The sequence below is a fragment of the Bosea sp. RAC05 genome (genome assembly GCF_001713455.1).
In the GTDB taxonomy this organism is placed as follows: Bacteria; Pseudomonadota; Alphaproteobacteria; order Rhizobiales; family Beijerinckiaceae; genus Allobosea.
Genome location: NZ_CP016464.1, coordinates 2911797 through 2927174 on the forward strand (window position 1 = coordinate 2911797; position 15378 = coordinate 2927174).

Below are 15378 nucleotides of genomic sequence, written 5' to 3' on the forward strand. Positions count from 1 at the left end.
GCTGAGGGGACCCAACCTCCCTTACTGTCCCTTCTTTTCCGCCGCCGCAGCCCCAACCGGCCCTCCCAGCCGCTCGTCGATCCGGCCGAGCAGATAGGGGTAGAACGGGTTCGACGACATCCGCAGCAGCGCGTCGAGATTGACGATCAGCGTGCCGCGCTCGCCGCGCGCCGCCACCGAGCCGAGCTGGATGCCGAAATCGTCAGCCGGATCAGGCGTCATGCCGTAGAGCCCGTCGGTCAGCGGGAATGGCAGGGCGACATGCGAGAGCGAGAACACGTCGCGCGGGAAGGAAAGGCCCAGCGGCCGTTCCGTCTCCTCGCTGGCACCAGCCTCGGTCACCCACTCGACGACTTCGCTCGCATCCGGGCTCGCATTGGTGATGACCGAGAGCCGGAAGTTTCGCGGCACCGGCGGCAGCATGCGGCCGAGCAGCGTATCGGCCGAGCTGCTCAGCAGGGGCCCGAACTTGGCGCTGCGGTTGAGGTCGAACAGCACGAGCTCGCTGCCATTGGCCGGCAGATGGGCATAGAGCGAGGTGATGATCGCGCGCGTCGAGACGGTGAAGTCCATCACCGACTGGAAGGTGATCAGCGGCGGCAGGTCCTTCAGCCGGCCCTCGCGCGATTGCCGGAGGATCTTCTGCTGCAGCGCCGCCGTCAGCAGATGCGACTGCCGCGCGCCGTTGACCGGAAACGAGTTGTACTTGAACGGGTTGAACTCGGGCAGCACGCTGAGCCAGGCGGCCTTGGCGAAGGCGGGCAGGATCGCGGGCAGGGCGGCCAGCCCCGCAAAGCGGGCAAAGGCGGTGATGCCGACCATCGGCGAGATCAGCACCAGCCGGTCCGCCCGCGGCAGCTTCGGATCCTCCAGCGCCTCGAGCGCATGCATCAGGGCGAGCGCGCCGCCATTCGAAAAGCCGACCAGATGCAGCGGCGCGGTCGGCCCAGCGAGGCGTCTGGCCTCGCGCACAGCCAGCCGGGTCGCCGCCAGCCAGTCCTGCCACTCGATTTCGGTCAGCCCCGCCGGCACCGTGCCGTGGCCAGGCAGGCGAGGGGCGACAGTGACGAAGCCGCGCTCGCGATACTGCCGCGCGACATGGCGCAGGCTGTAGGGCGCATCCGTCAGCCCGTGCAGGAAGACGGCGGCGCCTTTCGGTGGCCCGTCCGGCTGCAGCACATAGGAGCGGTTCCAGTCCTGCGCGAAGCGGGCGGGGTAGATCGGGCTGCCGTCGAAATAGCGGTTCACCGGCACGCGCGCGTCGGGCTCGAGCTTCTGCGTCACCTCGCGGCGGATCGCGGCGAAGGCCGCCTCCTCGGCCGCGAGATAGGCGCGCCAGTCGCCGCGGTTGAGCTCGGCGACAGAGAGCTCGGTGGGGATGTAGGTGTGCCAGGGCTCGAGCGGGGCGCCGCGCTCGGAATCATAGATCCGCAGGCCCAGCAGCGCGACGACCACGATGCCGAGAATGGCGGCGGTCCGTTTCAGGATGCGGCCGATCCGGTGAACCCTCATCGCGGCGCAATCCCTCTTCGGCCAGACGAGCGGCCACCATGCACGACCTCGCGGCGGCGCGCCATGGTCCGCCGGACGGCCCGCCTCAGCCTCGAATGCGAGCGGTCCCATGCCGGCGACGCCGCGGGCCTGCGCCAGGTGCTGGCGGTGAGGCGGCGCCACAAGGCCGACGACCCGTCGGTAACCAAGCTGCTGCGCCGACCGAATTCAGCGTCAGCGCATGTCCCAGCAGACCCGATGGGTGGAGACCGACGATGACCATGGCAGCCGAAGCGAAACCTGCGACCCTCCAGGGGCGGACGGCCCTTCACCTCTTCGCCGGCGGCCTGGCGGGCCTGCTGATCTGGGAGGTCTGGGCCCGCGTGCTGACCAAGGCCGTGCTGGGCTATCCGCTCGAGCCCGCCGGGCTGATCGACGCGATCGCCCAGCACAGGCTCGGCCTGTCGGTGCCCTATCTGATCCGCGAGGCGCTGCATTACGGCGTCGGAATCGTCGGCTATCCGGTCGCCTATTTCGTGATCTCGCGCTTCGTGCCGCGCTGGCCGGTCGTACTCGACGCCATCGTCCTCGTGACCTTCAGCGCCGGCATCGCCGGGCTGATCGCGGCGGGCAGCTTCGCCCCGATCCACTTCATCTTCTGGACGGCTGCGGTCGGGCTGATCGCGACGCGGGCGATCAACCGCAGCCCGCTGATCGCGGATGCGATCACCTGGGGCAATTTCACCTGGTTCAACGCGCTCGGCCTGATGGCACCGGTCGGCGGGCTGTCCTTCTACCTGCTCGGGGAGGGGGGTGAGCTCTCCTATATGAGCTTCGTCGGCCACGTCATCTACGGCGCGGTGGCGGTGTGGCTGTTCGAGCGGCTCGAAACCGGCACTGGCCGGGACTGAACCCGGCGCGGCGCCCGCAAGGCGCGCTTCGGCGTCGGCCGCGGTGCGGCTCGTACCCGGTGGCTGGCCATCGAGCAGCTCCGCCACTCTCCCACCGCACCGGCGCTGAAGGCAGAGGTCGAGGCCACCGCGGTGCCTTCCGGCTCGTCTGGCAGTGGGACGACCCCAGCAAAGGCCGCGCCCTGTCGAAGGAGGCGACGAACCGGTCCCTGCGCCGGCGTTGCCCCCAGCACCGCTGGCGACGGTTCGCAGCGACCGCCCTGGCTTCCTGTATACCGAAATAGGGATATGCTGCACCGCAACGACGAATTGATTTGACGAAAATCCAGTTTTCAACATTTCTGGTATACAGAACTGGAGGATGCGGCATGACCAATGCGCCCCGCTTTCCGTTGAATGCCTGGTATGCCGCGGCCTGGGATGTCGACATCAAGCGGGCGCTGTTCCCGCGCACCATCGCCGGCCGCCATATCGTGTTCTACCGCAAGGCAGACGGCGCGGTCGCCGCGCTGGAGGACGCCTGCTGGCACCGGCTGGTCCCGCTCTCGCGCGGCCGGCTCGACGGCGACGAGGTCGTCTGCGGCTATCACGGCCTGGCCTACAACGCCCAGGGCCGCTGCACCTTCATGCCGTCGCAGGAGACGATCAATCCGTCGGCCTGCGTCCGCGCCTATCCCGTCGCCGAGAGGCACCGCTTCGTCTGGGTCTGGCCGGGCGACCCGGCGCTGGCCGACCCCGCCCTGATCCCGGACCTGCACTGGAACAAGGACGCCGAATGGGCCGGCGATGGCGGCACCATCCATGTAAAATGCGACTACCGTCTGGTGCTCGATAATCTGATGGACCTGACGCACGAGACCTATGTCCACGGCTCAAGCATCGGCAACCGCGCCGTGGCGGAGGCGCCGTTCGAGACGACCCATGGCGAGCGCACGGTCACGGTGACCCGCTGGATGACCAATATCGAGCCGCCGCCGTTCTGGGCTGCCCAGCTCGGCAAGCCCGGCCCGGTCGATCGCTGGCAGATCATCCGTTTCGAACAGCCCTGCACCATCGCCATCGATGTCGGGGTTGCGCCTGCCGGCACGGGTGCGCCCGAGGGCGATCGCTCGCAGGGCGTCAACGGCTATGTGCTGAACACGATTACGCCCGAGACCGACGGCACCTGCCACTACTTCTGGGCCTTCGCCCGCAACTACCGTCGCGACGACCAGGCCCTGACGACCCAGCTCCGCGAGGGCGTCTCCAGCATCTTCAAGGAGGACGAGGAGATCCTGGAGCAGCAGCAGCGCGCGATGGCGGCCAACCCCGACCGCGTCTTCTACAATCTCAACATCGATTCCGGATCGATGTGGGCGCGCCGCCTGATCGACAAGGCGATCGCGGCCGAGACCGCGCCCTCGCGGCTCCAGGCGGCGGAGTAGCGCCGTGGAGCTCGCGCTCGACCGGGATCTCGACAGGGGCGGCTCGCAGACCGTCAAGGCCCAGCTCGCGCTGCGCGAGCTCGTGCTGAGTGGCGCCGTGGCGGCCGGCGAGCGGCTGACCGAACAGGGCATGGTCGAGCGGCTGGGCGTCTCGCGCACGCCGATCCGCGCCGCGCTGATGCTGCTCGCCGAAGAGGGCCTGCTCGAGCCGATGCCGAATGGCGGCTACACGGCGCGCGCCTTCAGCGAGCGCGAGGTGCTGGATTCGATCGAGATGCGCGGCACGCTGGAGGGGCTGGCCGCCCGGTTCGCGGCGGAACGCGGCGCAAGCCCGCATGCGCTCGACGCGATCCGTCATGGCCTCGACCAGATCGACGGCGTTGTCGAGGAGGCGCTGACCTCGCTGTCGGCCTTCTCCGCCTATGTCGATCTCAACGCGGCCTTCCACCGTCAGGTGATCGCGCTGGCGGGCAGCCGCACGCTCGAACGGCAGATCGGGCGCGTCGTCACGCTGCCCTTCGCCTCGCCCAGCGCCTTCGTCATGGCCCAGGCCGACATGCCCGGCGCCGATACCGTGCTGATCGTGGCGCAGGACCAGCACCGCTGCATCCTGGAGGCGATCGCGGCGCGCGAGGGGGCGCGGGCCGAGCAGGTGATGCGGGAGCATTCACGCCTCGCCGGCCGCAATCTCTCGCGCGCCCTGCGGCATCGCGAGGCGCTGGCCATGGTGCCGGGCGCGGCGCTGATCCTGCCCATGACCGATCGCTGAGGGGGCGGACGATGCGCTTCGCGACAATCTGGGGGGAGGCGGTCGTCAGCGGGATCCGCGAGATCGCGACGGATATCCGGGAGATCGCCATCGCGCCCGTCGGGCGTCCGGTCGCGCGCTTCCGGCCCGGCGCCCATCTCGACATCGCCCTCGTCATCGGCGAACGGCCCGACACCCGCTCCTATTCGCTGATCGGGCGGCCACAGGGCGACGGCTATCGCATCGCCGTGAAGCGTCGCCCCGACAGCCGAGGTGGATCGCAGACCATGTGGCGGCTCACACCGGGCGCCCGCCTCAGCATCAGCGAGCCCATCGACGGGTTTTCGCTCGAGCCCGGTCGCGCCGCCTACCTGCTGGTCGCCGGCGGAATCGGGGTGACGCCGCTCGTTGGCATGGCCGAGGAACTGGGGCAGGCCGGGGCCGATGTCCGGCTCGTCCATGCGGTGCGCGACGAGACCGAGGCCGCCTATGGCGAGCATCTGCGCGCCTGCCTCGGGGAGCGCTACCGCTTGCATCGGTCGGCCCGGGATGGGCGGCTCGATCTCGCCGGCTTGATGGCATCGGTCCCCGAGCTCGGCGTCGTCGCGGTCTGCGGGCCGATATCCATGCTGGAAGGCGCCAAGCGCGCCTGGGCGGCCCTGGGACGGGCGCAGACCGACCTGCGCTGGGAGACGTTCGGATCGAGCGGTCATCTCCCGACAGACGCGTTCAACGTCCGCCTGCCGCGCCTGGGCCGGGAGATCCTGGTGCCCGCGTCGCGAAGCCTGCTGGAGGCGCTCGAGGAGGCCGGGATCGAGGTGATATCGGATTGCCGGCGCGGCGAGTGCGGGCTCTGTGCGATCGACGTGCTCGGCTGCGACGGCGAGGTCGATCACCGCGACGTCTTCTTCAGCGCCCATCAGAAACAGGAGGGCCGCAAGCTCTGCGCCTGCGTCTCACGGGCACAGGGCACGCTGACGATCGACACCGCCTTTCGTCCCGATTGACAGCGATCCGCGCGAACAGAAATATTGTGCGAATTCAGAATAAGAGTGCGATAATCGCACATTTTGGGAGGTTGAAGATGACCGTTGAGAAGACTGTTCCGGTGCGCGCGCTGTCGCGTCGCTCCACCCTGGCCATCGGCGGCCTGGCGCTCGCATTGGGCCTCGGCCTGAGCCCGGCCCAGGCGCAGCAGACCGTCAAGGTCGGGCTGATCCTGCCGATGACCGGCCCCTTTGCCTCGACGGGTCGCCAGATCGAGGCCGCCGCCAGGCTCTACGTGGCCCAGAAGGGCGCCAGCGTCGCCGGCAAGACCATCGAGCTGATCGTCAAGGACGACACCGGCACGCCCGACGTGACGCGCCGCATCGCGCAGGAACTCCTGGTCAACGACAAGGTCTCGTTCCTCGCCGGGTTCGGCCTGACGCCGCTGGCCTTCGCGGTCGCGCCGCTGGCGACGCAGTCGAAGACGCCCACCATCGTGATGGCGGCGGCGACCTCGGCGATCACCGAGCAGTCGCCCTTCATTCTGCGCACCTCCTTCACGCTGCCGCAGGTCACCATCGGCATCGCCGACTGGGCCGCCAAGAACGGCATCAAGAAGGCGATGACGCTGGTCACCGACTACGGCCCCGGCATCGACGCCGAAAAGGCCTTCAAGGAGCGGCTGACGGCGGCCGGCGGCGAGGTCGTGGGCGACATCCGCGTGCCGCTGCGCAATCCCGATTTCTCGCCGTTCCTGCAGCGTGTCTCGGAGACCAAGCCCGATGCGCTGTTCGTCTTCGTGCCGTCGGGAGTCGGGGCGCAGTTCATGAAGCAGTTCGTCGAGCGCGGCCTCGACAAGTCCGGCGTGCGCCTGATCGCGACCGGCGATGTCACCGATGACGATATCCTCGACAGCATGGGCGATGTCGCGCTCGGCACCGTGACGACGCACCATTACTCGGCGGCGCACCCGTCGCCCGAGAACAAGGCCTTCGTCGAGGCCTTCCGCAAGGCGGCCAACACGCGCCCGAACTTCATGGCCGTCGGCGGCTGGGACGGCATGCATCTGATCTACGAGGCGCTGAAGAAGACCAATGGCGCGACCGACGGCACCGCCCTGGTCGAGGCGATGAAGGGCATGGCCTGGACGAGCCCGCGCGGCCCGATCTCGATCGACGCCAAGACCCGCGACATCGTTCAGAACGTCTATGTCCGCAAGGTCGAGAAGGTCGACGGGCAGCTCTATAATGTCGAGTTCTCGACCTTCGAGGCGGTGCCCGATCCGGTCAAGGCGGCGAAATGACCGCCTGACGACACGCCTTTGCCCTGACCGCCCAAAGCGAGCGAAGCGAAGCAATCCAGCCCCTCGGGCGCTGCGCCTGCTGGATTGCATCGTCGCTGCGCCTCGCCATCGCGGCGGTGGCAGGGTGCCTCCCTCATCCGTTCCGGAGCCAAGACGTTGCTGACCATCGTGTTCGACGGGATCGCCTACGGCATGCTGCTGTTCGTGCTGGCGGCGGGCCTGTCGGTGACGCTCGGCCTGATGAACTTCGTCAATCTGGCTCATGGCGCCTTCGCGATGGCCGGCGGCTACGCCACCGTCATTCTGATGAACCGGTACGGCGTACCGTTCCTCGCCTGCCTGCCGCTGGCCTTCCTGTTCAGCGCCGGGCTCGGCCTGCTCTTCGAGCGGCTGCTCTACCGCCACATGTATGAGCGCAGCCATCTCGACCAGGTGCTGTTCTCGATCGGGCTGGTCTTCATGGCGATCGCCGCGACGGACTTCCTGATGGGATCGCAGCAGCAGAGCTTTCGCCTGCCCGCCTGGCTGCAGGGCCGCTTCGAGGTGATGGGGGTGGGGGTCGGCGTCTACCGGCTGTTCATCGTCGTGATCTGCGGTCTGCTGGCGCTGGGGCTGCAATGGGTGCTGGCGAGCACGCGCTTCGGCAGCCAGCTCCGCGCAGCCGTCGACGACCGCCGCGTGGCGCGCGGCCTCGGCATCCCCGTGGTGAGCGTCTTCGCCATCACCTTCGCCTTCGGCTCCGGACTGGCCGGGCTGGGCGGCGCGCTCGGGGCCGAGATCGTCGGCCTCGACCCGACCTTCCCGCTGAAGTTCATGCTCTACTTCCTGATCGTGGTCACGGTCGGCGGCACCTCGAGCCTGACGGGTCCGCTGCTGGCGGCGCTGCTGCTGGGCGTCGCCGATGTCATGGGCAAATACCTGGTGCCGCAGCTCGGCGCCTTCATCATCTACGCGATGATGCTGACGGTCTTGATGATCAGGCCCAACGGCCTGTTCGAACGGGGGCGTTGAGCGGATGCGCGACCTCCCAACCCAGCCTGCGGCCGGCCTCGATCCGGCATCCTCCCCGGCGGCCTACCTGAAGGCGAAGACAGCCTGGCGCTGGCCGGAAATCCTGTTCTGGATCAGCGCCTTCGGGATGATCCTTCTCATGCCGAACCGCCATCTCCTGCTCAACGAGATCGCGATCCTCGGCCTGTTCGCGCTCTCGCTCGATCTGGTGCTCGGTTATGCCGGCATCGTCTCGCTCGGGCACGCCGCCTTCTTCGGGGTCGGCGCCTATGTCGCCGGTCTGCTGGCCAAGCATGGACTGGCGGAGCCGGTCACCGGGCTGCTGATCTCGGGCCTGGCGGCCGGCCTGACCGGTTTCCTGGCCAGCTTCATGATCCTGCGCGGCACCGACCTGACGCGGCTGATGGTGACGCTCGGCGTCGCCCTCGTCCTGTATGAACTCGCCAACCAGCTCGACTGGATCACCGGCGGCGCCGACGGGCTGCTCGGCGTCTCGGTCGGACCGATCCTGGGCCGTTTTGCCTTCGACTTCGCCGGGACGACCGCCTTCGTCTACAGCCTCAGCGTCACCTTCCTGCTGTTCCTGCTGGCGCGGCGGGTGGTCCAGTCGCCGTTCGGGCTCTCGGTCAGGGCGCTGAAGGAAAACCGGCTGCGCGCGGCGACCATCGGCATCGCGCCCAACCGGCGGATCATCGCGATCTACACCATGGCGGCAGTCTATGCCGGCATGGCCGGGGCGCTCCTGACCCAGACGACGCAGTTCGTCTCGCTCGAGGTGCTCGACTTCGCCCGCTCGGCCGACGCCCTGCTGGTGCTGGTGATCGGCGGCTCGGGCTATCTCTATGGCGGGCTGATCGGCGCGATCGCCTTCAAGCTGATGAAGGACACGCTGTCGGCGATGACGCCGGCCTACTGGACCTTCTGGATGGGCGCGATCCTGGTCACGCTGGTGATGATCGGCCGCGACCGGCTGATGGCGCAGGTCGCGAGGCCCTTCACGGCGCTGCTGCACTGGGTCCGCGCGCGCCGGAGCCGGGGAGGCGAACCATGATCCCCGCCCTTCAGACCAAGGGGCTGAGCAAGTCCTTCGGCGGCTTCAAGGCCAATACCGATATCGGGCTGAGCGTCGCACCGGGCGCGCGTCATGCCCTGATCGGCCCCAACGGCGCCGGCAAGACCACCTTCATCAACCTCCTGACCGGCGTGCTGCCGGTCACCTCGGGCACCATCGCGCTGCATGGCGAGGACGTCACCGGCGTCAGCCAGCAGGGCCGGGTCCGGCGCGGCATGGCCCGGACCTACCAGATCAACCAGCTCTTCGCGACGCTGACGCCGATCGAGGCGCTCAGCCTCGCCATCGCCGAGCGACAGGGATCGGGTGCGCGCTGGTGGGGCCGGGTCGGCACCGATTCGGCCGTGATCGACGAGGCCGAGGCGCTGCTCAAGGCGATGAAGCTCGGCGGGTCGATGACGCGGCGGACCGACACCTTGCCCTATGGCAAGCAGCGGCTGCTGGAGCTGGCGCTCGGCATGGCCTGCAAGCCACGGCTCCTGCTGCTCGACGAGCCGGCGGCCGGCGTACCAGAGGATGAGCGGCACGACGTCCTCGACAGCGTCGCGGCGCTCCCCGACGACGTCACCGTGCTGCTGATCGAGCACGACATGGAACTGGTCTTCTCCTTCGCCGACCGGATCTCGGTGCTGGTCCAGGGCGCGCTCTTCGCCGAGGGCTCGGTCGACGAGATCGCGGGCGATCCGCGCGTCAAGGCCGTCTATCTCGGGGAGGACGCCCTTGCCTGAGCTTCTCCAGATCGAGGGCCTCGTCGCGGGCTATCGCGACGCCGTCGTCATCAACGGGCTGTCTCTGACCCTCGGCGAGGGCAGGGCGCTCGCGCTGCTCGGCCGCAACGGCGTCGGCAAGACGACGCTGATCGATACGATCATGGGCCTGACCCGCCATGTCGCCGGCACGATCCGGTTCGGCGGGCAGGACATCAGCCGGCTGCCGCCCGAGCGCCGCGCCATGGCCGGCATCGGCTGGGTGCCGCAGGAACGCAACATCTTCCGCTCGCTGACGGTCGAGGAGAACCTCACCGCCGTCCAGCGCGGCGAGGCCTGGAGCCTGACCCGGGCCTATGCCCTGTTCCCGCGCCTGGCCGAACGGAAGCGCAATCTCGGCAGCCAGCTCTCCGGCGGCGAGCAGCAGATGCTGGCGGTCGCGCGGGCGCTGATGCTCGACCCGAAACTCCTGCTGCTCGACGAGCCGCTCGAGGGCCTCGCCCCCATCATCGTCGACGAGCTCCTGGCGGCGATCGCGCGGCTCAACCGGGAGAACGGTCTGACGACCATCCTGGTCGAGCAGAAGGCCCGCAAGATCCTGCCCTTCACCGATGAGGCGATCATCCTCGACCGCGGCGCGATCGTCCATGCCGCACGCTCCGACGCTCTGCTGGCGGACGATGCGGCGATGGCTGCCCATCTCGCCGTCGCCCAGCGCCCGGCCCGCCCGCGCCGCGGCGCAGCCACGCCATCCGACGCCTGATCACACCAAGACCCGACACGAGGACAGCCCCGATGATGACGACCCGTCCCCCGTTCCGCGCCGACATGGTCGGCAGCCTGCTGCGCTCGAAGCCGCTCTCCGATGCGCGCGCCAGGCTCGCCAAGGGCGAGATCGACGCGGCCGCCCTGAAGGCGGTCGAGGACGCCGAAATCCGCACGCTGATCGGCAAGCAGGAAGCGATCGGCCTCAAGGGCATCACCGACGGCGAGTTCCGCCGCGCCTACTGGCATTTCGACTTCATGGAGAAGCTCGACGGAATCGAGGCGATCACCGCCGATTCCGGCATGAACTTCAAGGGCGGCGTCGGCATCGCCAAGTCGCTGCGCATCACCGGCAAGGTCGGCTTCTCCGGCCACCCGATGCTGGAGCACTTCACCTTCCTGCGCGACAACGTCTCGCCGGGCTCGACCGCGAAGATGACGATCCCCGGCCCGAGCATGCTGCACTATCGCGGTGGCCGGAAGATGATCAACATGGGCGTCTATCCGGAGATGGAGGCGTTCTACGCCGATGTCGGCAGCGCCTATAACAAGGCGGTCCACGCCTTCTACGATGCCGGCTGCCGCTATCTCCAACTCGACGACATCTCGTTTGCCTATCTCTGCGATCCCGAGCAGCGCGAGATGCTGCGGGCGCGCGGCGACGACCCCGCCCGCCAGCCGGAGATCTATGCCGGCATGGTGCGCGAGGCACTGAAGGACAAGCCGGCCGACCTCGCCATCACCATGCATCTCTGCCGCGGCAATTTCCGCTCGACCTTCATCGCGTCGGGCGGCTACGAGCCGGTCGCCGAGGGGCTGTTCAATGCGATGCCGGTCGACGGCTATTTCATGGAATGGGACAATGACCGCTCCGGCGGCTTCGAGCCGCTGCGCTTCCTGCCCAAGGGCAAGCATGTCGTGCTCGGCCTCGTGACCTCCAAGACCGGCACGATCGAGAGCAAGGACGATCTCAAGCGCCGCATCGACGAGGCCTCGAAATTCGTCGCGCTCGACCAGCTCTGCCTGTCGCCGCAATGCGGCTTCGCCTCGACCGAGGAAGGCAACACGCTGGCCGAGGACGAGCAGTGGCGGAAGCTGGAACTGATCGTCGAGACGGCGCGGGAGGTCTGGGGCTGATCGGCCTGCGCGCCTGATCGATCACGCCGTCACCCGGGGCGCCCGACCGTCGCCCCGGATCCAGACAGCCGAATTCCCCGCTTGCGTTTCGACGCAGCTGTCCTGAAGAGGCGCGGCGGAGCGCCGCGAGCCGCAGACCGCCCGCACTTCGCCTGTCGGCGATCGACGCCTCCCGACCGCGCCGACGGGATGGCGGGCGATCCTCCCAGGCGAGCCCTGCACGCCGTTTCACCGCATCGGGATGTCGCGTCATCGGGCAGCAGCGGGGTCGTGACGGCCAGCAGCGGCAGGGCCACGAACACGCAGCCGTGAAGCGAGTTGATCAGCGGTTGATCGCGAGGCTCCGAACTTCATGTCAGCGCTGGCTTTCGGCGCGCCCCGTGGAGCCTCGCACCATGCCGATCTGCCCTGACCGAGCGGCTGGCCGACGAGATGCCCCGCCCCCGCGACCCCTGTGAGGACGACATGACCTTGGCCATCCTGCTCCGCACCACCTGCGTCGGTGCCATCTGCGCGTTCGCTCAAGCCACCCCGGCGTTCGCCCAGAGCTCGACGACGGAAACCATCGTCGACACCATGCGCACCCTGTCCGGCAAGCAGTCGACGCGCCCCAGCGGCGCCAAGGGCCAGTGCTTTGCCGCCCGCTTCACGCCCACAGCCGAAGCCGTCGAACTGTCAAAGTCACCCGCATTTTCAGGCGAGCGCGCCGCCGTGCTGCGGTTCTCGGTCGGCAGCGGCAATGCCAAGGTCCCGGATGCGACCAAGACCGTGAATCGCGGCCTGGCTCTGCGGATCGATCCGAACGGCCCCGGCCAGAGCGAGTTCGTGATGGTCAATGCGCCCGTGAACTTCGTGAAGTCTCCGGAGCAGATGCTGGCCTTCCTCCAGGCGAGACTGCCGGGCGCCGACGGCAAGCCCGACGCGGCGAAGATCAAGGCCTTCACCGACGCCAACCCGGAGACCACCAACCAGGGCCGGTTCCTGGCGGGCCAGCCGGTCCCGGCCTCCTGGGTCGGCGTCAGCTACTGGGCGATCCACCCCTACACGCTGACCAACGCCAGGGGCGCGACGCAGATCGTCAAGTTCAAGCTCTCGCCCAAGGGCGGCGAAGTCGGCTTGAGCGACGAGGATGCCAAGGGCAAGCCGGCCGACTTTCTGGTCGACGAGGTCAAGGCGCGCCTGGCCGAGAAGAAGCCAGCCGGGTTCGATGTCCTCGCGATCCTCGGCTCGGCCGCCGATGCCGCCCTCCCGGCGACACAGACCTGGCCGGACGAGGAGACGCGACGCAGCGTCAAACTGGCGGAACTGACGGTCACCGGGCTGGCGGAGAACGACATCTGCGATCGCGAGATCTTCGATCCGAGCCGCCTGGCCGACGGCGTGAGCGGTCCCGCCGACGACCCGCTGTTCACGGAACGACCCACCGCCTACGCGCTCTCCATCACCCAGCGGCATTGAACGGCAGCGGCAGAGTATCGGCGACGGCCAGGGTTCGCGCCTCCATCGGCGTGTTGGCCGCCTGCGCTCTGAAGACGGTGCGCGAATTGGCGCCGAGGATACCTCGGACCCCGCCGGGCGCTGATGCGCCTGGCGGGGCCTGCTGTGCCACGAGCAAGATCGGGCGCTGTGCCGATCGCCACCGCGTGAGGCTGTAACAAACGGGTCGGGTTCCGCGAAACGGTCATCATGACAAGAGACCATCCCAGTGTCTGAAAGGATCATCATGACCGACATCAAGCCCGTGCTGCCCCGGACGGCGGTGCCGAGCCTCGAACTTCAGCTCGCCCCCGATGGCGCCGCCTTCAACCTCGATGCCGAGCGCCCCCGGCACTTCACGCTGGTGGTCGTCTATCGCGGGCTGCATTGCCCGATCTGCAGGGTCCAGCTGCGCGATCTCGAGAACAGGCTCGACGCCTTCGCCGAGAAGGGCGTCGGCGTCATCGCACTTTCGACGGACACCGAGGAACGCGCCGCCCGCGCCAAGACCGACTGGGGCCTTCCAAGGCTGCGCCTGGGTTATGGCTTCTCGCTCAACGCGGCGCGCGAATGGGGGCTGTTCCTGTCGGCCGGCCGCGGCACGACCTCGATCGGCGTCGAGGAGCCCGCGCTCTTTGCGGAGCCGGGGCTCTTCCTCGTCCGGCCCGACGGCACGCTCTACTTCTCCAGCGTCCAGACCATGCCCTTCGCGCGGCCGTCCTTCGCCGACATCCTCAGCGCGATCGACTTCGTCGTCGCCAAGGACTATCCGGCACGCGGCGAGGTGGCGACGCTCGAGGACGGATTGGCCGCGTTCTGATGACGGTGACGCGCAGAACTCTCATGCTCGGCTCGGCAGCCGGCGCATTCGGCGGCCTGCCGCCGGCCGAAGCAGCGGATCCCTATCCGCCGCCGTTCAGCACGCCTCACGCCCAGTTCACCGTACTCGATCCGCGCGAGGAGGCCGGCCACATCGCGCTGCGCGATCTGGAGGGGCGGCGACGGACGCTCGCGGCCTATCGCGGCAAGGCCGTGCTGCTCGCATTCTGGGCGAGTTGGTGCCCGCCCTGCCGACGCGAGCTGCCGATCCTGCACCGGCTTCAGAACCAGGCGAAGAGCGAGCCCTTTGTGGTCGTGCCGGTGTCGCTGGATCGCGACGCTGGAACCGCCGCCGCCTATATCCGGCGACTGGGCCTGGACGGATTTTCGAGCTTCATCGACACCGGGGGCGAGGTCGCCTCCGGGCCGAAGTCGAAGGTCGCGACACCCTTTCCGCTCTACGGCATGCCGATGAGCTACGTCATCGACGCGAAGGGGCGCAGCGGAGGCTATCTGACCGGCGAGGCCGATTGGAGCGCATCGGATGCACTGGCTCTGCTCCGCTTCTACGCCCGGTCCTAGGCGTCGGCGGCGGGAGATCCCCTGTCGCCAACGCTCATTCATCACCCTTGAAAGAGGCCGTCGCGGGAATGGTCCCATTATCCTCAAGCGCGGAGTGGCGCGGCCGACTCGGCCTCAATCCCTGCCGATCATCACGTCGAGGCGCGCGCCGGTATCGGTCTCGATCGTGGCGCGCGGTCCCCGCAAGGCGAGGAACCGCGCGACGCGCTGCTTGACCGGAGCCTTGCCGAGGACCACGGCGCGCCCACCCTTGAAGCTGATCGCTGCGAGGTCCTGCCGCGACAGCGACGGGATCACGATGTCGGGCGTACCATCCTCGTCGAGGTCCCCGATCTGCGCGAGATCGAGGTCGCGCTCGCCCAGGCGATGATTGGTGAAGCCGTCGATCCGCGAAACCTCGACGAGCGCCGTGCCCGACAGACGATAGAGACGCAGCGAGCCCGCCAGATGCGGCGTGACCACGGCCGCGAGCATGGCCTGCCCCGATCCGCCGAAATCCGCGACGCCGACCGGGTTGAGCCAGCGGTTGCGCTGGCCGATGGCCGGGCTCTCGGCGAGGGGCTCGATCGCATGCCGGCCGATCCGGTAGACTGCGAGGGAAGCGCCGCGATCGAGATGGGCCTTGACCACGATCGCCTCCGGCTGCCCGTCGCCGTCGAGATCGGCCAGGCGGACACGGCGGTCCTCGAAGACGGCGTCAGCGCCGAGGCGAAACAGCAGGCGGTGGCCGTCCCGCTCGACGACGAACCCGCCGGCCTCGATCGCATCCCCCAGAACGCCATGGCCATAGCGGGTCGTCGGATCGACGAGATAGGCGACCATCCCGCCGCTCCGGGTGACCTCGCCATCCGGCAGACGCAAGAGGTCCTGAGCCTGCGCGCCGCGGCCACAGCCGATGGCGAAAGCCATTGCCATGATCAGGCGGCCCACCCGGTGTCGCAGCAT

Annotated in this window: 15 protein-coding genes; 13 read left to right on the forward strand and 2 right to left on the reverse strand. The window is 68.6% G+C overall.

Annotated elements, in window-relative coordinates:
* Positions 1–21 precede the first annotated feature (21 nt).
* Entirely contained in the window at positions 22–1512 is a 1491-nt protein-coding gene (locus BSY19_RS17240) for an alpha/beta hydrolase (protein ID WP_069055219.1), read from the reverse strand.
* A 254-nt stretch (positions 1513–1766) separates the two neighbouring features.
* Here BSY19_RS17240 and BSY19_RS17245 point away from each other — a divergent pair, with 254 nt between their 5' ends.
* From BSY19_RS17245 to BSY19_RS17305, 13 genes are all read left to right on the forward strand, one after another.
* Positions 1767–2402 carry a hypothetical protein gene (locus BSY19_RS17245; RefSeq protein ID WP_069055220.1) on the forward strand — a complete coding sequence of 212 codons (636 nt, stop codon included), beginning with the start codon at positions 1767–1769 and terminating at the stop codon, positions 2400–2402.
* Between the two features lie 368 nt (positions 2403–2770).
* Positions 2771–3826 (forward strand): aromatic ring-hydroxylating dioxygenase subunit alpha, encoded by a 1056-nt coding sequence (locus BSY19_RS17250; RefSeq protein WP_069055221.1) that lies wholly within the window; start codon positions 2771–2773, stop codon positions 3824–3826.
* Between the two features lie 4 nt (positions 3827–3830).
* Positions 3831–4595, forward strand: coding sequence for a GntR family transcriptional regulator (locus BSY19_RS17255; RefSeq protein ID WP_069055222.1), 765 nt, complete (start codon positions 3831–3833; stop codon positions 4593–4595).
* Positions 4596–4606: 11 nt separating this feature from the next.
* Complete coding sequence (locus tag BSY19_RS17260) at positions 4607–5581, forward strand: PDR/VanB family oxidoreductase (RefSeq protein ID WP_069055223.1); 975 nt, start codon at positions 4607–4609, stop codon at positions 5579–5581.
* Positions 5582–5658: 77 nt separating this feature from the next.
* A complete protein-coding gene (locus BSY19_RS17265; protein ID WP_083247667.1) occupies positions 5659–6864 on the forward strand; it encodes an ABC transporter substrate-binding protein in 1206 nt (401 codons plus the stop codon).
* Positions 6865–7020: 156 nt separating this feature from the next.
* Positions 7021–7875, forward strand: coding sequence for a branched-chain amino acid ABC transporter permease (locus BSY19_RS17270; protein WP_069055224.1), 855 nt, complete (start codon positions 7021–7023; stop codon positions 7873–7875).
* Between the two features lie 127 nt (positions 7876–8002).
* Entirely contained in the window at positions 8003–8926 is a 924-nt protein-coding gene (locus BSY19_RS17275; protein ID WP_236840582.1) for a branched-chain amino acid ABC transporter permease, read from the forward strand.
* On the forward strand, positions 8923–9675 hold the full coding sequence (locus BSY19_RS17280) for an ABC transporter ATP-binding protein (protein WP_069055225.1): 753 nt from the start codon (positions 8923–8925) through the stop codon (positions 9673–9675). Before BSY19_RS17275 ends, BSY19_RS17280 begins: the two co-directional genes overlap by 4 nt.
* On the forward strand, positions 9668–10417 hold the full coding sequence (locus BSY19_RS17285) for an ABC transporter ATP-binding protein (protein ID WP_069055226.1): 750 nt from the start codon (positions 9668–9670) through the stop codon (positions 10415–10417). The genes BSY19_RS17280 and BSY19_RS17285 overlap by 8 nt, the downstream gene beginning before the upstream one ends.
* Before the next feature lie 32 nt (positions 10418–10449).
* Positions 10450–11556, forward strand: a complete 1107-nt coding sequence (locus BSY19_RS17290; RefSeq protein ID WP_069055227.1) for a 5-methyltetrahydropteroyltriglutamate--homocysteine S-methyltransferase — start codon at positions 10450–10452, stop codon at positions 11554–11556.
* Between the two features lie 465 nt (positions 11557–12021).
* On the forward strand, positions 12022–13014 hold the full coding sequence (locus BSY19_RS17295; protein WP_171905162.1) for a catalase: 993 nt from the start codon (positions 12022–12024) through the stop codon (positions 13012–13014).
* A 265-nt stretch (positions 13015–13279) separates the two neighbouring features.
* Entirely contained in the window at positions 13280–13852 is a 573-nt protein-coding gene (locus BSY19_RS17300; protein ID WP_069055228.1) for a peroxiredoxin-like family protein, read from the forward strand.
* Positions 13852–14433 carry a TlpA disulfide reductase family protein gene (locus BSY19_RS17305; protein WP_083247670.1) on the forward strand — a complete coding sequence of 194 codons (582 nt, stop codon included), beginning with the start codon at positions 13852–13854 and terminating at the stop codon, positions 14431–14433. The genes BSY19_RS17300 and BSY19_RS17305 overlap by 1 nt, the downstream gene beginning before the upstream one ends.
* A 114-nt stretch (positions 14434–14547) precedes the next feature.
* On the opposite strand, the gene BSY19_RS17310 is transcribed toward BSY19_RS17305, so the two are convergent.
* A complete protein-coding gene (locus tag BSY19_RS17310; protein WP_069055230.1) occupies positions 14548–15378 on the reverse strand; it encodes a hypothetical protein in 831 nt (276 codons plus the stop codon).